This is a genomic window from Micromonospora sp. NPDC005305, from assembly GCF_040607315.1.
Taxonomy (GTDB): Bacteria; Actinomycetota; Actinomycetes; order Mycobacteriales; family Micromonosporaceae; genus Micromonospora.
Genome location: NZ_JBEXGL010000030.1, coordinates 1 through 19,729, shown reverse-complemented (window position 1 = coordinate 19,729; position 19,729 = coordinate 1). Strand labels below are relative to the sequence as shown.

21 protein-coding genes are annotated in these 19,729 nt (G+C 71.2%); 8 read left to right on the top strand and 13 right to left on the bottom strand.

Features of this window, described 5'->3' with window-relative positions; genetic code table 11:
• Window positions 1-10 precede the first annotated feature (10 nt).
• From ABZS80_RS30300 to ABZS80_RS30285, 4 genes are all read right to left on the bottom strand, one after another.
• Window positions 11-1,000, bottom strand: a complete 990-nt coding sequence (locus tag ABZS80_RS30300) for a DUF4192 domain-containing protein (protein ID WP_355061208.1) — start codon at window positions 998-1,000, stop codon at window positions 11-13.
• A 209-nt stretch (window positions 1,001-1,209) separates the two neighbouring features.
• Window positions 1,210-2,805, bottom strand: coding sequence for a VWA domain-containing protein (locus ABZS80_RS30295; protein ID WP_355061206.1), 1,596 nt, complete (start codon window positions 2,803-2,805; stop codon window positions 1,210-1,212).
• Between the two features lie 19 nt (window positions 2,806-2,824).
• A complete protein-coding gene (locus ABZS80_RS30290) occupies window positions 2,825-3,949 on the bottom strand; it encodes an AAA family ATPase (protein ID WP_355061204.1) in 1,125 nt (374 codons plus the stop codon).
• Between the two features lie 251 nt (window positions 3,950-4,200).
• Window positions 4,201-4,503, bottom strand: a complete 303-nt coding sequence (locus ABZS80_RS30285; protein ID WP_355061202.1) for a hypothetical protein — start codon at window positions 4,501-4,503, stop codon at window positions 4,201-4,203.
• A gap of 475 nt (window positions 4,504-4,978) precedes the next feature.
• Between ABZS80_RS30285 and ABZS80_RS30280 the strand changes: the two genes are divergently transcribed.
• On the top strand, window positions 4,979-5,698 hold the full coding sequence (locus ABZS80_RS30280; protein ID WP_355061200.1) for a hypothetical protein: 720 nt from the start codon (window positions 4,979-4,981) through the stop codon (window positions 5,696-5,698).
• Between the two features lie 15 nt (window positions 5,699-5,713).
• On the opposite strand, the gene ABZS80_RS30275 is transcribed toward ABZS80_RS30280, so the two are convergent.
• On the bottom strand, window positions 5,714-6,808 hold the full coding sequence (locus ABZS80_RS30275; RefSeq protein ID WP_355061198.1) for a DUF4314 domain-containing protein: 1,095 nt from the start codon (window positions 6,806-6,808) through the stop codon (window positions 5,714-5,716).
• 201 nt (window positions 6,809-7,009) lie between these two features.
• Between ABZS80_RS30275 and ABZS80_RS30270 the strand changes: the two genes are divergently transcribed.
• The gene (locus ABZS80_RS30270) at window positions 7,010-7,783 is read left to right on the top strand and encodes an inositol monophosphatase family protein (protein WP_355061197.1); all 774 of its coding nucleotides are present in this window, start codon (window positions 7,010-7,012) and stop codon (window positions 7,781-7,783) included.
• Here the strand turns inward: ABZS80_RS30270 and ABZS80_RS30265 are convergent.
• The 6 genes from ABZS80_RS30265 to ABZS80_RS30240 all read right to left on the bottom strand — a co-directional run bounded on the left by ABZS80_RS30265 (window position 7,734) and on the right by ABZS80_RS30240 (window position 12,348).
• Window positions 7,734-9,062 (bottom strand): C40 family peptidase, encoded by a 1,329-nt coding sequence (locus tag ABZS80_RS30265; protein WP_355061195.1) that lies wholly within the window; start codon window positions 9,060-9,062, stop codon window positions 7,734-7,736. The genes ABZS80_RS30270 and ABZS80_RS30265 overlap by 50 nt on opposite strands.
• Window positions 9,059-9,577: a hypothetical protein gene (locus tag ABZS80_RS30260; RefSeq protein ID WP_355061193.1), complete on the bottom strand. Its 519-nt coding sequence runs from the start codon at window positions 9,575-9,577 to the stop codon at window positions 9,059-9,061. The genes ABZS80_RS30265 and ABZS80_RS30260 overlap by 4 nt, the downstream gene beginning before the upstream one ends.
• Window positions 9,578-9,770: 193 nt before the next feature.
• Window positions 9,771-10,034, bottom strand: coding sequence for a hypothetical protein (locus ABZS80_RS30255; protein WP_355061191.1), 264 nt, complete (start codon window positions 10,032-10,034; stop codon window positions 9,771-9,773).
• Window positions 10,031-10,615, bottom strand: a complete 585-nt coding sequence (locus ABZS80_RS30250; RefSeq protein WP_355061189.1) for a hypothetical protein — start codon at window positions 10,613-10,615, stop codon at window positions 10,031-10,033. Before ABZS80_RS30250 ends, ABZS80_RS30255 begins: the two co-directional genes overlap by 4 nt.
• A 210-nt stretch (window positions 10,616-10,825) precedes the next feature.
• Window positions 10,826-11,464, bottom strand: a complete 639-nt coding sequence (locus tag ABZS80_RS30245; protein WP_355061188.1) for a GGDEF domain-containing protein — start codon at window positions 11,462-11,464, stop codon at window positions 10,826-10,828.
• Between the two features lie 89 nt (window positions 11,465-11,553).
• The gene (locus ABZS80_RS30240) at window positions 11,554-12,348 is read right to left on the bottom strand and encodes a MarR family transcriptional regulator (RefSeq protein WP_355061186.1); all 795 of its coding nucleotides are present in this window, start codon (window positions 12,346-12,348) and stop codon (window positions 11,554-11,556) included.
• 367 nt (window positions 12,349-12,715) lie between these two features.
• Here ABZS80_RS30240 and ABZS80_RS30235 point away from each other — a divergent pair, with 367 nt between their 5' ends.
• Genes ABZS80_RS30235 through ABZS80_RS30225 form a run of 3 tightly spaced genes read left to right on the top strand, consistent with a single transcriptional unit; the run spans window position 12,716 to window position 14,436 of the window.
• Window positions 12,716-13,075, top strand: a complete 360-nt coding sequence (locus ABZS80_RS30235; RefSeq protein WP_355061185.1) for a hypothetical protein — start codon at window positions 12,716-12,718, stop codon at window positions 13,073-13,075.
• 9 nt (window positions 13,076-13,084) lie between these two features.
• Window positions 13,085-14,179 (top strand): type VII secretion target, encoded by a 1,095-nt coding sequence (locus ABZS80_RS30230; RefSeq protein ID WP_355061183.1) that lies wholly within the window; start codon window positions 13,085-13,087, stop codon window positions 14,177-14,179.
• 5 nt (window positions 14,180-14,184) lie between these two features.
• On the top strand, window positions 14,185-14,436 hold the full coding sequence (locus ABZS80_RS30225; protein WP_355061181.1) for a hypothetical protein: 252 nt from the start codon (window positions 14,185-14,187) through the stop codon (window positions 14,434-14,436).
• Between the two features lie 605 nt (window positions 14,437-15,041).
• On the opposite strand, the gene ABZS80_RS30220 is transcribed toward ABZS80_RS30225, so the two are convergent.
• The gene (locus ABZS80_RS30220) at window positions 15,042-15,689 is read right to left on the bottom strand and encodes a hypothetical protein (RefSeq protein ID WP_355061179.1); all 648 of its coding nucleotides are present in this window, start codon (window positions 15,687-15,689) and stop codon (window positions 15,042-15,044) included.
• Between the two features lie 810 nt (window positions 15,690-16,499).
• Between ABZS80_RS30220 and ABZS80_RS30215 the strand changes: the two genes are divergently transcribed.
• Window positions 16,500-17,741 (top strand): hypothetical protein, encoded by a 1,242-nt coding sequence (locus ABZS80_RS30215; RefSeq protein WP_355061177.1) that lies wholly within the window; start codon window positions 16,500-16,502, stop codon window positions 17,739-17,741.
• 193 nt (window positions 17,742-17,934) lie between these two features.
• A complete protein-coding gene (locus tag ABZS80_RS30210) occupies window positions 17,935-18,372 on the top strand; it encodes a VOC family protein (protein WP_355061175.1) in 438 nt (145 codons plus the stop codon).
• Window positions 18,373-18,457: 85 nt separating this feature from the next.
• Here the strand turns inward: ABZS80_RS30210 and ABZS80_RS30205 are convergent, their stop codons facing one another.
• Entirely contained in the window at window positions 18,458-19,249 is a 792-nt protein-coding gene (locus ABZS80_RS30205) for an inositol monophosphatase family protein (RefSeq protein WP_355061173.1), read from the bottom strand.
• 86 nt (window positions 19,250-19,335) lie between these two features.
• Here ABZS80_RS30205 and ABZS80_RS30200 point away from each other — a divergent pair, with 86 nt between their 5' ends.
• Complete coding sequence (locus ABZS80_RS30200) at window positions 19,336-19,698, top strand: transposase (protein ID WP_355061270.1); 363 nt, start codon at window positions 19,336-19,338, stop codon at window positions 19,696-19,698.
• Window positions 19,699-19,729 lie beyond the last annotated feature (31 nt).

Sequence of the window (19,729 nt, the reverse complement as noted above, 5' to 3'; positions counted from 1 at the left end):
TTCCCGGCGGTCAGAACGGGGGCTGGTCGATGTGGGGCCAGCCATCCAGCACGGACGGGGGAAGCCCGGCGCGTAGCGCTTGGTCGATCACCTGCGCGAGGCTGTAGTCGGGGTCGGCGGCGAGGGCACGGTCCACGGCGACGGACGCCAGGGCGCCTTCGCCGCATCGCCAGGCGGTGAAGGCGAGCAGGCTGGCCGGCGCCGCCGCGAGGGGCGGGTGGGCGCGGCGGGTGATGTCGGTCCACATGGGCACCTGCCAGTCGTCGCTGACCTGCCAGGCGGCGTCGCGGATCACCGGGTCGGTGAGCAGCACGGTCAGCCAGGCCAGCTCGTCATCGCTGAGGACCTGCTCGTCGCGGTAGCGGGCGAACGCGGCGGTCACCGCGTCGACGCCGGCGCGGACCAGGCCGTCGTGTCCGGCCGCGGCGAGCAGCGCGCGGCGGCGGGCGCGGGCCTGGACGGTGGCGCGGGTAAGGGCGATGCGGGCGGCCCCGCTGGTGGGGGCGATGCTGGCGACGAGCGCCGCCCGATCGGGCAGGGCTCGGCAGCCGGCGACGATGGCGTGCATCGTGACGTCGCTGCGGTGGGGGTCGAAGGGCGTCCCGTCGGTGGGGCAGCAGGCGGGGTCCTGGCAGAGGTAGGAGTAGTAGCGGCCGTCGGTGACCCGCAGGGCGTCGAGGATGTCGAGGCCCGCGGCGGTGAGGCGTGGGGTCATGGCGTCCATGACCGGGGTGACGGCGGTCGCGGGCCCGTAGCCGATCACGATGACGCGAGTGGCGGCGGCGTGGCGCAGCAGGCGGACCTGCGACCGGGCCATTCCCTCGATCCAGGCGGCGACCTGGGAGGGTTCGGGAAGGTCGGCGCGGCCTGCGACGACGACTCGGGTGCCGGCGACGCCGACGGTGACGAAACTGTCGGTGGGGTGAAAGCCCAGCAAGTACGGCACTGCGGTGAGCAGGTCGGCCGGTGAGCCGACCAGCAGCCGGTTGAACTCGGTCATGGTTTCTCCTGTCGTTCGGTGAGGTGGAGTCGGGCAGGGTCGATCGGCCGTTCCGGGGGCGCGCGAATGTCGCGCCGGTATCCGGCAACGGCGATGGAGGTGCGGGACGGGATCCGCGGGCCTGCTGGCCAGCCGGTGAGGTGTGGCGGCGCCCGCGGCCCTGTGGGCGGCGCGGTTCGGCCCGTCCGGTGTGGGGCCGCCGGAAGGTGTCAGGCGCGCTCGAGGGCGCTGACCGCGGCGTTGGCGATGTGCCCGATGGCCTGCACGGGGTCGGCCACGGTGAGGGTGGTGGTGTCGGTGAAGGTGTGCCCGGGCAGGTCGGCGGGGCGCAGCCACAGCACGGCGCAGCCGGTCCGGTGCAAGGTGGTGATCAGCCGTTGGGCGGGTGCGATGTCGGGTAGGTCGCCGTCGGAGACGACGGTGAGCATCCGCAGCCGGCCAGGCTGGCGCAGCTGCAGCAGCTCGTCGGCGAGTTTCACCGCGTCGGTGAACGCCGCGCTGCCGCCGTCGGCCCGCAGCTCGAGGACCTGCTGGGGGTGCTGGCGGGGTGGGACGAGCAGGGTGACGTCGCTGCCGAAGGCGATGGTGGCGGTGACCGCCTGATTGGCGCGGGCGGCGTGGGCGAGGATCCACCCGGCCGACGACATCGGTGCCGCCCAGGGGTGCATGGAGAAGGATGCGTCGACGATGACCCCGAGGTACAGGGTCGGCTTCGGCGGCGGCACCTGAGCGCGGCGCTGCCACGGGGTAGCCGTCGGCACGGCGCCGGCGGCGATCTGCGCCTTCGCGGTGATGGCGTGGCGGGTGCGCAGCCGTCCCGGCGGGGCGAGGCTGGGCCGGGTGTCGGGTTCCGGCTGGTGGGTGCGGGCCCGCCGTAGCCGGGCGGCGAGGGCGCGGGCGGCGGCGCGTTCGGCGTCGGTGGGGTCCCGCAGCGACCAGGTGGTGGGCGCGGAGAACCGAGCGTTGAGCTGCTGCGCCCGATACTGCGCGGGAGTGAGCCCTGCGGTGTGGGCGAGGTAGTCCGCCAGTGCCTGGGCAAGCACACCGGCGAACACGCCCGCATCGACGGTGGGAGTGTCCGATTGGCGGCGGGGGTCGATGCCGAGGATCCGGCACCACCGCCACGCCAGGCCGATCATCGCCTCGGCGTCGGTGTCGCCGACGGTGTGGGCGTCGCGCCACACGTCGCGCAGCTGCAGCAGCCTTCGGCGGCCGAGGATGGCGGTGACGGCGGCGCGGACACCTTTGATGTCTTTGGCGGTGAGGATGCGGGCGTCGACCCGGGCCAGGAGCAGGCCGGCGAGCTGGCCTGCGTGCCACAGGTCGTCGACGGGGGCGTCAGCGGGGCTGACCAGGGTGGTGACGGTGTGGCGCAGCCACCGCCGGTCTGCCCGGCGGCGGGCGCGGTGCCGGTTCTCGATGCGGGACTCCTCGAGCAGTTCGGCGACGGCGGCGACGACGGGCGGTGTGCCGGGCGGGGTGCTCCATTGGCTGTGGACGGCGTGGGCGGCTTCGTGAACGAGCAGCCCGTAGGCGGTCGGGACGAGGCGCTTGTGGCCGGCGCGGCGGGGGTTGGCGACGTCGGGGGTGCCGATGTGGGTGGCGTCGACTTCGATGCGGCCGGCCGCCGGGTAGAAGCAGGCCGGTGCGCCGCCGCCGGCGCCGGGGGCGACGGTGACGGTCAGATCGGTCCGGCCGGTCAGGACCGGGACATGCCGTGTCCAGGCGTCGCTCCACTCCCGCCAAGCCGGGTCGCCGCCAGTGGGCGGGGTCGGGCTGGGCTGCAGGTGGTGTGGTTGAGGCATCAGTACTCCTTCCAGGGGATTAGCGCTGCTTGCCGAGGGTCAGCGGGGTGATCTCGGTGCCGAAGTGCTGCCGCAGCGCGGCGAGAACCTGCTCCCGGTCCTCCTCAGGTGCGCGGCCGGCGAGGTTGGCGGCCGCGGCGGGCAGGCCGAGGGTTTTGCGGACGCGGGCGAAGCCGAGCAGCTCCCGTAGTTGCGGCGCCCAGCTGACCCGCCCGGAGGCCAGATCACCGTTGAGTGCGACGGCGGCGGCCACGGCGGGGGAGGGGACGCCGAGGTGGCGGGCGAGGTCCCAGTCGGTGGTGACCTCGATGTGCACGTCGAACCGGGAGGCGAGCGCTTCGGTGAGGATCGCGCCGTGCACCCCCGGGTTGTGGCCGGCGATGACGTAGAAGCCGTCGGCGGCGTCGACGCGTTCGTTGCGGTAGCCGGGAATGGTGATGACCCGCCGTCCGTCCATCGCCGGGTAGAGCACCGCGAGGACCTTCGGCGGAATGAGGGTCGCGTCGTCGACCAGCAACGCCCGCCCCTCGCGCATAGCCGTCACGAGGGGCCCGTAGACGAACTCGAAACCGCCGTCGGGCAGCGGGATGAAGTTGCCGAGGAAGTCCTCCACGACGGTGTCGCCGGTGCCGGCGACGGTGAGCAGGTCCGGGAAGGCGGCCTCGACCAGGGCGGTCTTGCCGGTGCCGGGCGGGCCGTAGAGCAGCACCGGTATACGCTTTTCGCGTAGCCGGCGCAGTACGTCCACATCGGTCGCCCCCGCGAGCTTGCGCGGGAAATACAGGTCCCCGTTGGGGCGTGTGACCGGCTGCCGCCGACCCGCCCCGCGACGTCCTTGGCGGGGTGTACGCGGGGCGGGCGGTGGCAAAGTCCCGGCGGCGTCGACACCGGCCTGCGTGATCTGGAACCGGTGCGGGCCCGTGGTGTGGGTGGCATACCCGGCCGCCGCCATCTTCTTCAACGCCTCAAACACCGCCCCGGTGGACGGGGCGGCGATCGCCGCGGTGAGTTCGCCGACCTTGAACACCTGATCGGGGTGGGCGGCGAGGTGAGCGGCGACTTGCCGGTAGAGGTAGCCGGGCCGGCGGCCGTCGGCTGGCTGCGGGGTGGGGTCGCTGGGGTCGGGTGAGGTTGCAGGGTCCATGCGAGTCCTCCTGTCATAGGGGCCCGCGCACCCGTCTCCGGGTGCGCGGGCAGCTGGTGCGGTATTCGCGCGGCGGAGACGGGCAGGTACTGGAACAGCCCCTGGCAGGGGCCGATCAGCAACTCCGTGAGGTGCTCAAAGGGCAGCCCAGGAAGGGCTGCCGGGGTGGTGGTGTCGCCGCCACCGGCGGTGGGCGACGACAAGGAACGCACCCAATCCCGGATCGATCAAGTCGATCCGGTGGTGAGGGACTACCTGCGGCGGAGGGTGACCTCGTCGCGGGGGCGGCGGGCGATGCTCACCGTCAGGCCGAAGACGCTGCCGTCGGACAGCTCCAGCCACACGCCACGGTCGAGGGTCATGACGCCGGCGTCGCGGTAGACGCGGGCGGAGGTGACGGTCACCGGGGTGCCGTCGTCGTGGGTGAGCAGGGGCAGGTCGGCCTCGTCGCAGAGCTGATCCAGGTCGGCGCTGGTCAGCAAGCTCCGGACGAGGGCCTGGAGGATCTCCTCGTGGGCGTACTCGCCGAACTCGTCGGCAGGGTCATCGAACATGTTGGTGCTCCTCGTTGTCGGTCGTGTCGCTTCATGTCGTCCGGCCGTCTGGCAGCCACGGAACGCTTGTGTGGTGGTGAGCGCGTCTCGGTATGCCGCCGCCGTGGGGGCGTCTGCCGCAGATCGAATCGGCTGGCGCAGCGGTGTGGTGAGGTGATGAGGTACCGGGGTGACGAGCTGGAAGGGCCGATGGCGCAAGAGGAAGCAGACGAGCCGGGCGCTGCCGACGTGGGAGCTCGGCGAGGGTTCGCAGGTCCTGCGGGCTGACCCGCGTGACGCGCTCGTGTCGGCCTCCATCGGGCCTGCCGGTGAGCTGGTAGCGCTGTGGTCGACATCCGAGGACGAGGCGGCCCTGCGGTCGGTCACCACCCAACCCGGCTGGGCGACATTCCCCGACCCGACGGCGGCCCGACCCGTGACCGCCCGAGTGACCAGGCAGGCGGGGGACACCGTCGACGTGACCGAGTTGCCCGGGTTGACGCTGGCCCACCCTTCGGTCCAGCCCCTGCCCGACGGGCGGGTACTGGTGGTCGGAGCCCGCTGCCGGTGGCGCAAGGACGGCCCGGACCGCAACGCCATGATCTACGGCAGCGACGGACGCATCGAGGCGCAGGCGACCCTCGGTGACGGCATCGAACACGTCTTCACCACCACCGCTGGAGAGGTATGGGTGGGCTACTTCGACGAAGGCGTCTACGGCAACTACGGCTGGGGCGACCCCAACTCGGCGCCGCCGATGGGCAACACGGGCCTGGTGCGCTTCTCACCGCAGCTCGAGCCGGCGTGGCGATTCCCGTCCCACACGGACAACCAATGGGGTGCCATCGACGACTGCTATGCAGTCAATGTCACCGACGAATCGGTGTGGACCTGCTACTACAGCGACTTCCCGATCGTGCAGATCCGTGATGACTCTGTCGCCGGCTGGCGCAATCCGTTCTTCGGGGCGAAGGCCTTGGCGGTCAGCGGCACCCGGGTCGGACTGCTCGGCGGGTACGGACCGCAGCAGGACCGCCTCGTTGTGGGTGAACTTGCTGGCCAGGCGATGCGAGTCGTCGGTGAGTACCGGCTGGTGCTGCCCGGCGCAGCCCCGCTCCCACCGCAGGTGACCGCGATCGGCCGCGGCCCGGTGCTGCACCTGATCACCGCCGAGCAGTGGTACCGGCTGCACCTGGACGACCTCACCCGGGAATGAGCTGGGGAAGCCGGGTCAGGTAGCCGCCGTCGCAGGCGGGCCAGGGAGGTCGCCGGCGATCTGGTCGCAGTCGTAGGGGTGCACCGCCGTCCAGGTCCAGGCGCGGCCCATCACGGTGTACCGGCCGTGCACGTCGGCCGTGATGCGGTCGACGGCGTCCGGGTCGTCGTACACCCGGGACTCGTCGGCCACGATGACGTCGCCGTCGAACCGGAGGCGGGCCATCGACTCGTCGACCATCTGCTCCTGCCGCTCACCGATGATCCCGTCGGCGGCGAGGTGCTGCCGATAGCGGTCGCGCGCATCGTGCTGGTCGGCGACGATCGCCTCGGCCACCTCCCGGGTGCAGGTGAACACCGCCCACCCGTTCCACGTGTCGACCAGGGTCCCGACGAACCCGACCGGGATGCGCAGCTCCCCGTGCTCGTTGGGGGCCCACGCCCAGTCGCCGGCGAACACGCCCGGCCCGCCCAGGCGCACCCGGTCCGGGTACACATGGTGCAGGTCCCGGTCGTCGCCGTCGGGGTGCAGCACCACGCGGCACTGCCGGGCCGCCTCGGCTTCGGCGGCGGCGTCGTACCCGTCGCACCACGCCCACCGCGCCTGGTCACACTGCTGCGCGGTGGGCCGCTCCCATGCCGGCGCGCCAGGCGGGACATGCTCGGCGTACTGGTCGGCGTCGTCGGCCAGGGTGTACGGGTCGGCAACCGGCAGCCCGTCGATGTCCCGGCCCGCCTCGATAGCGGTGAGGATCTCCCGGGCAGCCGCGACCACGTCTCCGGTGGCCCGCCCGCCGATGGTGTCCTGCGCCCACCATGCGGCGGCGTCCCGTCCGGCGGCCTGTCCGGCGGTGCGCAGGACGTCGAGCACCCACTTCCAGCTGGTGGCGGGCAGGCGACGTACGCGGTCACCTGCGCCGAGCAGCATCGCCAGATGGGAGCCGCTGTCCCACCGCACGTCCAGCACCTGCTGGCGCGGGTCGTAGCGGCGCACCGTGCCCTCGTCGCCCGGCCGAAGCAGAGTGTGCCGGTCGCTGGTGCGCTCGAGCGCGACGCGCTCGCCCGGTTGGTAGCTCACCGTCCCCGTCAACGCTGTTGGTGATTCGGTCATGCGATGTCCCTTTCGTTCTGCTGGACAGAAGTGGTGACGCTCCGGGAACGACCAGAAGGCGCCACGGCGGAACCGCCCGGCCTCGCGGGCGGCGGGGTCGAAGCAACGAGCAGAGCGCTTGTATGCGAACCAGATCCGTTCGGCGTTCCGCAGGCATGTGCCTGGAGGTCCTCCCGCGGACGGCCGGGATAGGGTCGGGCCGTGGGTGCCCGATATGAGCAGGACCTGAGCTTGGCGCTGGAGCTCGCCGAGCGCGCCGACAGGATCAACACCCGGTTCTTCCATGCGGGCGCGGCCGTCACGGTCAAGGCCGATCGCAGCTTGGTGACGGAAGCTGATCTGACGACGGAACGGGAACTCGCCGCGGTGTTGGCCGAGCGTCGGCCGGGAGACGCGATCGCCGCGGAGGAGCTGCATGGCGAGCAGATCCAAGAGGGTCGTTGCTGGACGATCGATCCGATCGACCACACCAACAACTTTGCTCGGGGTCTGCCGCACTACGGAACATTGATCGCGCTGCTGGAAGACGCTCGCCCCGTCGTTGGTGTGGTGTCTGCGCCATCGCTGAAGCGCAGGTGGTGGGCTTCCCGCGGTGGTGGGGCTTTCGCCGACGGCCGACCTGCCCGTGTGTCAGGTGTGGATGATTTGGCCGAGGCTCACCTGAGCTTCGCCCAGTTGGAGGTGTGGAGCGGCCGCCGGCTGCTGGAGCCCCTGGTAGGGCTGGTTTCGGAAGCGCGGTGGACTTTCGGATCAGGTGGCTTCCTGGCGCAAATGGCAGTGGCGGAGGGGAAGTTGGATGTCGCCCTCGACCCCACTGGGTATGTCTGGGACCTGGCGCCGAGCCAGATCATTGTGGAAGAGGCCGGCGGCAGGTTCAGCGACGTGGGCGGCTGTGCCGACCCTGCCCGTGGAACTGCCATCGTGACTAACGGCCTGCTGCACGACCTCGTGCTCTCGCGGCTGAGACATGGCTAAGAACAGCCGTCATTGCAAGGGATTGTGACGGTGCCCGTCGGATCGGTGACCGGATGGTCGCGTCGCAGGTTAGGCCACGTGTGGCTGGCTGTCGCTCAGCCTGGCCGTCCACGTGGTCCTGGAAGTTGGTCGTCAGAGCGCGAGGCGGGTGTCCGGTCCCGGTTGGGCGAGCGAGCCCACTGGGTGCGACGCGGCGCACCGCGGCCAGCTGCTCGACCCACCCGGCCAAGTGGGTGATCTTGACGACGTCGCCGCCGTGCGGGGCCTGCACGATCAGCCCTTGACCGAGGTACATGCCGACGTGGCCGGGGCGGGCCGCGCTGCCGCGGCTGCCGGGGATGAACAGCAGGTCCCCGGGCCGCAGGTCCCGGTAGTCGGTGACAGGCTGGCCCGCGTCGACCTGCTCGCTCGTGGTCCGTGGCAGGGCAACGCCGGCCGCCCGATACGCCTGCTGCACCAGCGAGGAACAGTCGCACTGGCGGGCGGGAACACCGGAATGGGGTGCGGTGCAGTCCCCGCCGAAGGTGTACGGGGTGCCGAGCTGGGCCAGGGCCCAGCCGACCGCCGTCACCACCTGCGCCGAGGTACCCGGCGGCAGCGCGAACCCCGGCGGGAGCGACACCTGCTCGCTGCCGGGCTGGCCGTCGCCGCCGTCGAACAGGCACAACGGGTCGCTCATGGCCTGCTCCAGATCGGCGGCGACAGGCCCGGCTGGGGTGCCGCCGGTCAGGACGCGGACCAGGGCGATCGCGTCGTCCTCCCAGCGGACGTACGCGCCGGGATAAGCGGATCGCTGCACCGCCTGGGCGGCGTCAGTCAGCGCCATGGCCTGCCAGCCGTCGACGGCCAGCAGCGCCTGATAGAACCGCCCGGCCGCGTAGCGCGGTTCCCGCAGTTGGGCAGGTGTGCCCCAGCCCTGCGACGGGCGCTGCTGGAACAGCCCGACCGAGTCGCGGTCCCCGCCGGGAAGGTTGCGCAGGGTCGACTCCTGCATGGCAGTGGCCAGCGCGATGACCCGGCCCCGAGGCGGAACCTTCAGCTGCGCGCCGACGGCGACGATCACGGCGGCGTTGGCCACCTGGTCGCTGTTCCATCCGGCGGCCGCGGGCGGGGACACGACCATGGTTGCCTCCATGGCATGCCCGTCGACGCCGACCGCGCCGTAGCAGGCAGCCGAGGCGGTGCCGCCGCCGGTGAACAGCGCGCCGACCCCGCCCGCGCACAGCACCACCACCGTGACTACCGCGGCGGCGAGGGCGGCGAGTGCGCGGGCGCTCACCGCGGCGCTCCCGCCGCCGCTGCCGTGCCGCCAAGCTCTGCCATGCGCCGGTTCGCCGCGGCGGACCGGGGCAGGCACCCGGACAGGGGGTACCGGGCGACGCGGCTGCCGTCGTCGGTGTACACGGCCACCGTGGCGGTGTCCGGGTCAAGCAGGTAGATCCATTCGACGTCGAGGTGCCCGGCGTGACTCAACGGGAACACGGTGAGCGGTTCCAGCACGTCCACTGTCGCGTCGGCGCAGGTCGAGGCCAGGATCATGCCGACGCCCGGCACCGGGTGCTGGCCGGCGAAGGGCGAGCGGGTCGCGGCGGTGATGTCCGGGTCGAGGTACTCCCAGTCGCAGGCGAGAATCGCGGTGACCAACGCGCGAGTGTCGTAGTGGGCAGGCCCGGCCCAGATCGCGGCCAGGCTGGGCAGGATGACGCTCGGGTGGCCGTCGCAGAGCACGAAGCGGGCGCGCGCGAGGTGCGGGCGGTCGGGCTCGGTGACGCCGACGTAGCAGTGGCTGCTCACGGGACAGGACTCCTTTGAGAGGCGGATGAAATGGGGTGCGCCCGCCCGCCTTGCGGCGGGCAGGCGCATTCGGGTGGTGGGGAGGCCCGGACAGGCCTGCCGCGGCTGGCGCGGGCACTGCTGCATGTGGCGATGCCCGCCGGTATGGCCGAGCCGTCCACTTGGGACGGGTGGAACTGATGGGCCCTATCGGTCAGGGCTCGTCGTGGTCCGGGCGGGGCGGCCAGGTGGCGGGCCGCGGGCGCCAGCCGAAGATCGGGTCGGTGGTCTCGACGGATCCGCAGCGGGTGCACCGGGTGTAGGTGTCCTCGCCGTAGCCGGCCATGGACGGCACCTCGTCGGAGACGATCTGGTCGACCGCGTCGCAGACCCGGCACCGGATGGACGCGCCGTCAGGCCCGCACACGGTGAAGATCGGCTCGTCAGGGCCGGTGCCGGGCGGCAGCTGCCCGGTCATGCCGTGCCCCCCGACGCGCTCCAGTAGGGGTGACGGGCGGTGGCGGCGACCAGCGCGGCCAGGCCGGGTTGGGTGGCGGGGGTGTCGTCCGGGTCGGGGGCGTCATCGACGAGCAGCAGCGGGTGGTCCTCACCCAGGTGGTGGGTGAGTTGGTAGACGCGGCCGTCGGTGTCGACGGCGTCGATGCGCCGGACCTGCCTCGGCTGGCCGTCGACGGTGAGTATGTCGTCGTAGCAGGCGGCCCAGGCCAGCAGCCGCACGTCGGGCTGCGTCGCGCGGATCAGCCGGACGATGGCGTCGAGGGTGGCCGGGTAGGGCACGGCCGCCTTCCGCTCGTCGAGGCTGGTGGCGAGGCGGTGCAGCAGCGCGGGCAGGCCGGCCCGGTCGGTGAGCAGGTCGTCGCGGTGCAGCGGGAACTCCACGCTGCGCATCTGGCGTACCGGCGTCGGCCCGTCGGTGATGAGCGGCCGGTCGTGGATGAGCAGCAGCGTCACGGGCCGGCCCCAGCCCAGCGCGTCGGCGTCGGCGTCGACGGCCAGCAGGCATCCGGCGAGGGTGTGGACAGCGGCGAAGGACAACACAGGGGTCTCCTTGTCATCGAGCGGGAAAGGCGAGGACCCCGCAGCCGGCGGCTGCGGGGTCCTCGGCATCAGGAACGGGCCCATTGGTGGGCGGGGGACCGGTGGGCCGCGCGGGCGGCGCAGACCCGGGGCAGCCGGCCGCGGCGGTCCGGCATCGGTGACGGCCGGTGCGGATGTCGGCCGGCGACGTGCGGGCCGGGCGCCCGGTGGTCAGCGGTAGTGGCGGTCGCGGCTGCGCCGCCCAGCTGCGGCGGCTAGGGGATGGTGCTCGCACACGCCGCTACCGGAGCGCTTGGCCTGGTACATGGCCGTGTCGGCTTCGGCGAGCAGCTGTCGGGGGCTGGTGTGCCGGTTGCCGCTGTGGGTGTGGCCGACCGAGGCGGCCATCCGGAGCTCGCCGTTGACCACGCGAATGGGGGCGGCGGCGATGACCTGCCAGGCGGCGTGGGCCACGGCGGCGGTGTCGTCCCGGTCGCCGGACACGAGCAGGGCGAACTCGTCGCCGGAGAGCCGGGCCGCGATCTGCACCGGTGCGGGCAGGTTGGTCAGGAGCCGTGCGATCCGTTCGAGCAGGTCGTTGCCGGCGTCGTGGCCGAGGGTGTCGTTGACGGCCTTGAACCGGTCCAGGTCGAGCAGCACCACTCCGACCGGGGTGCGGTCGGCGAGCGCGGCACGCAGCCGGGTGAGGAACAGCCGCCGGTTGGGCAGGTCAGTGATGTCGTCGTGGGTGGCCTGGTAGCGGGCCGTCTGCAGGGCTTGCTGCTGCCGCCAGAGCAGGGCTCCGGCGAAGGCGAGGCCGGCGAGGATGCCGCCGGTGGCGGTAGCGATCGTGTTCAGGGTGGGAGACACTCGGGACGCTCCTTGTCTGTGAAGGAGCACCGGGGGCGGGCGTGAGGCGCCAACTTCGACGCCCGCCCTCGGGCTGCCGGACAGGTGGACTACTCGCCGCCGCTGCCGGGGGCGAGCTGGAAAGTGGCGGGGCGCTCGACGGTCTGCACCACCTTGCCGGCGGCGACGAGCTTGATGGCCGCGTTGGCGACCGCACCGGCGCTGGCCTTGGCCGCGCCGGTGCCGGCGTTCGCGGCGTCGATGAGCTTGCACAGCTCGCCGGTCCTGTAGGCCCGGTCGGGGTGCGCTTCGAGGATGTCCAGGACCGTCCCTCTCAGCGACCCGCCCTTCCGGCGCCCCGCCGTTGAGCGGTCCTCGCCGCGCGGGCTGTCGCCCCTGTCGGGACCGCCTGCCGGCGTCTGGCACGCCGGGTCGGTTGCCTTGCCCGCAACGTTGCCGGCGGTGGGCTCCCCGGCCTCCGGTACTTCCGGCTCGAGCTCCTGCTGGGAGGCAGGAGAGCTGTCGGGCGGGCCGGTGGTGTCGACGGTGGCCGGCGGGTCGGCGTCACCGGGCTGAAGCTGCGCCTCGGCGGCGTCAAGCTGCGCAACCTCGGGTTCGGCGGCCGGTGCGGGTGCGTCGGCCGCAGCTGGCGGCGGGGTAGCGGTGGTGGCGGTGGCGGCGCGGCCGGCGTCGGTGAGCCGCCACAGGGTGCGGCCGTCGACGGTGCGGACTCGCTCGGCCTGCCCGGAGCCTTCCCAAGCGCGCAGCTTCGGCGTGGTGGTGGAGTAGCCGAGTCCGGCGTGCTTGGCGACTTCGGCGGCGGTGGCTTGGCCGAGTTCGGCTAGCGCCGCGAGGACCTGGATCGCGCTGTGCGCGGGAGGGCTTTCCGTGTGCATGTCGGTCATGCCAGTTGTCCTTTCATCGTTCGATTCGGGGTCGGGGGTCCGCGCACTGATCCACGCTTCGAAGGCGGCGCTGATCAAGTGCATGGACCGCATCTCGGGACAGGCCAGAAGCCTGGTTCGGCGCAGCCGGGCATCACGTGGCCGGATCCGGCGAAAGCGAGGCGTTGGCGGTGTATGGCGCCAAGGCCGCCAGCTGGTGGGAGGCGACGATGGTTCTTGCGCGCATGGCGCTCGCGGTGAGCGCGACTTGCCGCCGAGCCCGCACCAGCTCAGCGTGTGTGGATCGGCTCGTGGCTCGCGGTCGAGATGGCCCGTCGGCGTTACTCAGGGCAGCGGCGGCGTGACGGCCGTTGGTATCTTCTGCGGCATGAGTGGGGGCCGGGGCGCTGGAAGCCGCAACAAGCGGCGGCAGGTCAGCGACGAGGAACGGGCCGCGGCGGTGGAGGACTACCGGGAGTCGGTCGCCCGGTTGCAGCACACCGCCTACCGGAACCTGCGGCAGTGGATCGCCTACGCCACCGTCTTCGTCGCGGTCATCGCCACCTGGATGCTGTTCATCGGCCAGGTCACCCCGGCGAGCTTCCCGTGGTACGCCGTGTCGGTCCTCAGCGGCGCGTTCGGCCTGGCCACCTATTTCGTCCGGGAACCGCGCCCGCGGCTCTACGTGCTCGCAGTCGCCGTCGTCCTGGCCGTGGTGGGCGTGACCGGCATGTTCCTCACCGACTAGGGCGCACAGATGACGCTGTCAGTCGCGCCGGAAGCGCTGGTCGGCTTCGCTCGCCAGGTCGATCGCGCCGCCGACGACGTGTGGGAGATCCGCGCCTACCTCAACTGTCACGCCGACGTCGCAACGGGAGGCGAGCTGATCAAAATCGCCAAGGAGGCGCACCAACACGCGGTGGAGGTCCTCAACAGCACCCTGAACCGGCTCGCGTGCCTCCTGGAGAACTCCGCGCCCGAGCTGCGGGCCGCCGCCGGCTACTACCGCACGACCGACCTGGCCAACGCCGACCGCCTCGACCGCTGTCTCCCACCGGCGGTCGACCGCTGCGTCACCGCGTTGGAGCTGGAACTGGCGAACAACCCCTGCACTCCGGCGAACTTCGTGGACGTCCGGGACGTCCGCGGCCACCTCGACACCCCGGGCGACCCGGACAAGCCCGCGAACCCGCTGGGGTGGATGGACTACCTCAGCCCCGCGAGCTGGCTCAACGAGGTCTTCCACCACGTGTTCGGCTTCGACCCCATCGGCAGGATCCAAAGCCAGGTCTCCGGCGACTGGGAAGCCCTGGCCACCATGGCACCCGTCATCCACAACATCGGCGGCGCCCTGCACGACCTGGCCTACAACGTCCAGTCCGGCAGCAGCACCCTGCGCCCCCTCTGGCACGGCATCGCCGGCGACGGAGCCTTCCGCTACTTCACCACCACCGCCAACGCCACCGCCGACCTCCACACCCCCATGTCCGCCATCAGCAAGGCATACCGCGAGATGGCCGATGCCGTGTGGTCCGCCGGTGAATCCCTTGGCGGTGTCGTCAAAGGCCTCATCGACGCCGCCATCATCGCCGGCGTCTCCGCTGCCGCCGGCACCGTCACCGCCGAAACCGGTGTCGGCGCGCTCGTCGGCTACGGCGTCGCTGCCGCCGAAGTCGCCAACATGTTCCGGATCTGGGCGGAAGCGACAAAGCTTTGCCAACAGATCGCCGCCGCCGTCCTCGTCTTCCGCGCCGCCCTCACCCGCGAACTCAGCGACCTCGACACCGTCGCCCTACCGGCACTCCCTGACGGCGGCCGCTACGACCACCCCCTTGCCGGGGCAACGGCGTGAACGCCATGGACGACATCACCGGCGCCGACGAGCAGCGCGGCCAAGCCCTGCGCCAGCTCGTGGAACAACTCGCCCGCAGCAACAACCCGCTGCTGCGCGAGATGGCCACCGCAGTCCAAGACGGCCAACTCACCCTCCGCCAGGCAGCCACCAGCAACACCTACGGCACGGAGCTGACCGCGTCCTTCCAGACCTTCTGGACCGCATACCAGGAGATGACCCCGGAGGAGCGCGACGACCTGGCGGCCCGCTCTTGACCGGCAGGACGACGCCTCGCTTACAGGTTCTGTGCGCCGCGTCCGCACCCGTCCATTAGCGGCTGCCCGCTCGGAGCTTCGTCCGTGCCGGCGGTAGGTAGCCTCGACGCTTCCGCTGCCTCTTGGCGCCTCGGCGTCGCCCGGCTTCCGAAACCGCTCCGACACCTCCGAAGCGGCACCCCGCGAGCTAGTGCGGCGGTGGCAGGGCAGGCAAGGGAGGTCCTGCCAGCGCGCCACACGTTTTCGGCGCGGAGCACAGTCGGTGTGTTGTGACGGAGCGCCTGTGGATCGCATGTGGAAGAGGAAAGAGTGGCCTGTCGCCGGTCTCGGCTCAAAGAGAGCCCCGCGCCCGGGAGCTGGCGGGGCCCGCCGGTCGCCTCCAGGCGGTCCATCGGCCGGCGCGCAGCCACCGCGCCTGGCGGCGGGTGACGCGCCGGCCGGAGTCGTGGCAGGTCAGAGGTGATGCGAGATCGGTTCGACTGGGCCGGCCCGGGGGAGTGGCAGCGGTCCGCAGCTCGATAGCCGGATGCGGCCGACAGCGGCAGCGTCAGACAATGAGCGGCGGAGTTCCTGAGGTGACAGTGGGGTCGGCGGCCTGTCTCGTACTAAAGGGCGATGGCGAGCAGCCGCTGATGTGGGCCGAGGGAATCAAGGTGGGCCAGGGCCTGCTCCAGGTAGGTGATGCGGTGAGCGAGGGCATCGCTGGCCGGGGCGAGCTTGCGGCCATCGGCGGTGAGCATCGCATCACCGGCGACGGCACTCGCGGCGCGGTAGTGCTGGTAGGCGACCTCGCCCGCCTGGTACATCTCCAGCTCCCCGACGGAGGGTTGCCCGGGACCGAGGGTGGCGGCGTGCAGACGCATGGCCTGTACGCGGGGCTGGGCATGGAAGTCCGCGACCGCGGACTCAAGGGGGTAGCGGTCGGGGTCGGTGAGGTGGCGGGTTTCGAACATCGGCCAAGGGGTGGCCGCTCTCGTGCCATGCACGACCCGCTGCCAGACCTGGTGGCGGATGCCGGCGCCCACGGCGGCCGCGTGGCGCATGCCAGCCAGGTCGAGCAGCCGCACCGGTCCGCCCGCGCACGGCGCGGGGCGGCCCTTGCGCAGCTCGATCATGAGGTGGTGCTGCCAGAGCCGCAGCTGCGGCGCCGCCCAGAACAGCGCCGTGAGGGTGCCGGTGACACCGAAGTGTGTGTCGAGGTGGTGGCTCGTGAGCGCCGCGGCGGGCAACTTCTCGGGCAGACAGATCACCATCGTGGCGACGCTCGGGGCCGGCGTGACGGTCGGGCGCGACGCGGTGGCGGCCGCTCGGGAGGCGGCCGGTCGGGGCCCTGACGGCGGAGCGGCCGTCGTGGCGGTCGGTCGTGCGGGGACGGCGGGCACCCGGCTGCCGTGGCGGGTCAGCGGAGTGCCGTTGACAGGGGACATGCGTGATCCTCCTTTGATGGGCTTGCGCGTGGGCGCACAGGAGTGACCGGCCCACGGGGCGCGGGTCGGTTTCAGGCGGACGGGAAGACGCAGTGGTGCGAGTTGCTGGTCGTCCTCGAGGGGGTCGCCGCGCGGGATGTGTGCCGACCGGCCGAAGCGGGTGGGCATCGGATACCGCAGGGGTGCGGCGGGGATCCCTGAGATGGGACCGAACCGGGATGCAGCGAAATGTGGGGTGGTGTGGCCGATACGGTAGCTGCCCGATCTGTCAGCGCCCGTTGCCCCCGCCGTGGCCGGGAAGTGGTGCTGACCTGCGGTGTCAGCCGGCGTCACGGCCGCGCCGCGAGGGTTGCCGGATGCCTGTCAGATCAGGTGGTTCTGACAGGCGACCGGCGGCGGTGGCAGATGCACGTCGCCGGCCGGGCACCAGCGTCGGTGAAGAAGCCCGGCGTTGGCCAGGGCCACGGCAGGGCTTGCGAGGCGGTCTGTGACCACCACCGGCAGCGGGCGGCAAAGCTGGGTTGTCGGCTATCAGCGCGATGAGATGTTCGGGGTCGCCTGCGACACGGTCCGCTAACTAAACTCGTGCAGCTGAGCTGGCGCTGAGAAGTACCTGACCGCGGGGGAGACGATCCTGTGACTGACGTCGAGAACATCACCCTGGAGGCGGAACTCCCCAACGAAGAGGCCGAGCGTGAGATCGCGAAGGCTGTCAGCGCACGGCACGCGATCGCCCGCAAGTACGTGATGAGGGTGCGGAAGCGGAACCCCCACGCGACTCCCGCCCAGGTAATCACGATGCTCGAGCGGCACTACGTCGCTGCGATCACCATCGCCGGGGGGATCGTCACTGCCGGCTCGATTGCCGCTGCCGTCGGTATCGCCCTGATCCCGGGCGGTGGCGCCGCCACGGCTGCCAAGACTGTGAGCGCCCAGGCGGCGAAGAAGGCTAGCAAGGTCGCGGCGAAGAAGGCCGGCAAGGAGGCGGCGAAAGCGCTCGCGAAAGGCGCGGCGCTCAGCGCCGCGAAGACAGGCGCCGAAAAGGTCGCCGGACTCCTGCCAGCTGGTGATGAGCAACTCCAGTTCGAGATCACCGCGATCTTCGCTCTCGCGATCGCCGACATTCACGGTATGGATCTCGACCGGGACCAGGCCCACGCTCTCGTCTACGGCCTGTCCAACGAACGCGTCAGTCAGAAGCAGATCGCAGCCATGGCAACCGACCTCGCGAGCGCGTCGACGGACGGCAACGTCGGCATCGGCCACAGCATCGCCTCCGGCCGCAAAGACTGGTCGCATTGGGCCAACACCCTTGCGGACACCCTTCCAGGAGGCGCCGCACAAGACCTGGTCCGGACTGTGCAGACCGGTCGGTTGGAGACCGTGCGCTCCGGCTTGAACGGCAGGCAGCAGGCAGCGATCGAGTACGGCGTCGGCGCCGTTGCTGGCGGTGTCGCTCGGTTCGCCTTTGGTCGCGACGTCGTCGAGGCGGCGAGAACGGCATTTGCCGAGGCGCCATCGGAGTTCCCCGCCCACCTCGCAGTGCCGATCAATGTCACGGCGGAAGAAGAAGAGGATGAGCCGAACCGGGCGCTCGTGGCGCTCGAGGACGCAGCCAAAGCTACGGGCAATTGGGTGGCGAACGCAGCCGGCACCGTAACCCGACCCTTCCGAAGCGTCGACCTCGATGGCGATGGAGTCCCTGACGAGCCTCAGGCGTTAACCGCAGTGAAGGGAGTCGGTGGGGCGATCGCCGGTGCGGCCGGGACCGTCGGCGCGGGGGTCACCTCCCTGTTCAAGCCGATGAAGCGGGGCAAGCATGCCGCGGGTGAGCCGCGGCGAGAGATCGGGGCGGCCGAGGCGTCAGACGGCCAGTGAGGTGATCTCAACGAAGACCGCCGTCCGGTGCCCGCGACACGCGCTAGTGCGCCCCATGTCTGGCGGTGCTTGAAGAGGCGTCGCCTCGGTCGGGGTACGGCATGGAGTGCAGAGCTGCACACGGGCGAATGCGAGTAGCCGGACCGAACTCGCCCGGCCCTCGGTGTGACGTTTAGCGGCCTATGGTGGGGCGATGTCCGTGCAGTGGTCGTTGACCGTCGACTGCGCGCGCCCGCGCGAACTGGCTGCGTTCTGGTGCCTCGCGCTGGGGTACGTCCTGGCCGCCCCACCGGAAGGGTTCGCCACCTGGGAGGAATGGCAGACCCATTTCAAGATTCCTGAGGACGAGTGGGACGACGGCGCCTTCATCGAGGACCCGGACGGCTTCCGGCCCGCTGTTTCGTTCCTGAAGGTGCCGGAGCCGAAGGTAGTCAAGAACCGCATGCACTTCGACATCCACGTCGGCGGCGGCCGGCAAGAGCCGTTCGAGGTGCGCTGGCCGCGGGTCCAGGCGGTGGTCGACAAGCTGGTAGCGGCGGGCGGGGCCGTGCTCCGGGTGGACGAACCGGACGGTACGCCTGATCACGTGACGATGGCCGACCCAGAGGGCAACGAGTTCGACGTCCTTTAAGCTCGTTCCGCCGGCTGCCCGGCCCCGGTGGCGCATCGAATGCTCTGTCTCACCCGGCTACGCCTACAGGACCAAGGCGGCGGAGTCAGCCGGTCAGAACGGGCGCTAACAGGTCCAGCAGGGCGTCATGATGGCGTCCGGTGCTGAGCAGGGCAGTTCCGTCTCCGGTAAGTAGGGGGCCACCGTGAAGGTCGGTCGCCCTTCCGCCAGCCTCCTCAAGAATCAGCGGTAGCGGTGCGAGGTCCTCGTATCCCATCTCAGGGCCCGCGATCACCATCGCGTCTACCAGGCCGGTGAGCAGACCGCCGATACCGCCCAGGTGGCCGGCGATGCGTGTATGGCGATGCAGCGTGAGTAGCAGATCAGCGGGCCAGCCAGCCGGATTGACGAGCTCCACCCGGGCGGCGGCCAGGTTGGGGTTGTCCCGCAGCACCGGTCGGAGATCCCTGCCGCCGATGCGCAAACGGCACCCGCAGTCACGACCTGCATAGATCAGTTGGCGGGCCACGGGCTGGTTGATCACGGCAAGGGCTGGCCCGTGCTCGTCCTCAAGCGCAAGGTTGGTGCCGAAGACGGGGATGCGATACGCGAAGTACTTGGTGCCATCGATCGGATCGATGACCCACCGCCGGCCGGAGGTGCCTGCCGTCGCACCGGTCTCCTCGCCGTAGATCTCGTCAGCCGGAAAGCGTGCCGCCAACTCGCCACGGATCATCGTCTCGACGGCCAGGTCAGCATCCGTGACCTCAGTACCGTCCGGCTTGATCGCCAGCGCGAAATCAGCCGCGAAAAACCTCTCGGCGGCGAGCGCGCCCGCGCGCTCTGAGAGCTCGATCGCAAACTCCAACGTCGTTCGATCGAGCCGGGGCGCATTCACCCGTACAGACTAGTCACAGCGCTCGTGCGACTTGATCAACCAACAACTGGGTGACACCCATCGTCCCAAGAACGGCACCCGGAACCATGGGCCTATTTGGCGTCGGCCCCGACGTCGCCGCCCAGCTGCTCACTACCACCGCCGGCGACAACCCCGACCGCCTGCACTCCGAAGCCGCCCTCGCCCACCTCGGCGGCGCAACCCTCATTCCGGCCAGCTCTGGACCGGTCCGCCGCCACCGCCTCCACCGAGGGAGGCGACCGCGGCGCCAGTCACGCCCTGCACACCATCGCTCTGTGCCGCATACGCCAGGACGAGCGAACACGCGCTTAGCCCCATCGCCGCATCACCGATGGGCTCAGCAAGCAAGAGGCAGTAGCCGAGCTGTCAATCCCCTGGATTCGTGGAGGGCTCCGTTATGCGGCCTGGGCCTCCAGGCGGGTCTCTGATCGTTCGTAGTCCATGGGTGAGCGCCAATCG

Bases quoted from the DNA above. Each gene is read 5' to 3' on its own strand.
- ABZS80_RS30300 (WP_355061208.1), bottom strand. From the start codon at position 1,000: ATGACCGAGTTCAACCGGCTGCTGGTCGGCTCACCGGCCGACCTGCTC.
- ABZS80_RS30295 (WP_355061206.1), bottom strand. From the start codon at position 2,805: ATGCCTCAACCACACCACCTGCAGCCCAGCCCGACCCCGCCCACTGGC.
- ABZS80_RS30290 (WP_355061204.1), bottom strand. From the start codon at position 3,949: ATGGACCCTGCAACCTCACCCGACCCCAGCGACCCCACCCCGCAGCCA.
- ABZS80_RS30285 (WP_355061202.1), bottom strand. From the start codon at position 4,503: ATGTTCGATGACCCTGCCGACGAGTTCGGCGAGTACGCCCACGAGGAG.
- ABZS80_RS30275 (WP_355061198.1), bottom strand. From the start codon at position 6,808: ATGACCGAATCACCAACAGCGTTGACGGGGACGGTGAGCTACCAACCG.
- ABZS80_RS30255 (WP_355061191.1), bottom strand. From the start codon at position 10,034: ATGACCGGGCAGCTGCCGCCCGGCACCGGCCCTGACGAGCCGATCTTC.
- ABZS80_RS30240 (WP_355061186.1), bottom strand. From the start codon at position 12,348: ATGACCGACATGCACACGGAAAGCCCTCCCGCGCACAGCGCGATCCAG.
- ABZS80_RS30235 (WP_355061185.1), top strand. From the start codon at position 12,716: ATGAGTGGGGGCCGGGGCGCTGGAAGCCGCAACAAGCGGCGGCAGGTC.
- ABZS80_RS30230 (WP_355061183.1), top strand. From the start codon at position 13,085: ATGACGCTGTCAGTCGCGCCGGAAGCGCTGGTCGGCTTCGCTCGCCAG.
- ABZS80_RS30225 (WP_355061181.1), top strand. From the start codon at position 14,185: ATGGACGACATCACCGGCGCCGACGAGCAGCGCGGCCAAGCCCTGCGC.
- ABZS80_RS30220 (WP_355061179.1), bottom strand. From the start codon at position 15,689: ATGGTGATCTGTCTGCCCGAGAAGTTGCCCGCCGCGGCGCTCACGAGC.
- ABZS80_RS30210 (WP_355061175.1), top strand. From the start codon at position 17,935: ATGTCCGTGCAGTGGTCGTTGACCGTCGACTGCGCGCGCCCGCGCGAA.
- ABZS80_RS30200 (WP_355061270.1), top strand. From the start codon at position 19,336: ATGGGCCTATTTGGCGTCGGCCCCGACGTCGCCGCCCAGCTGCTCACT.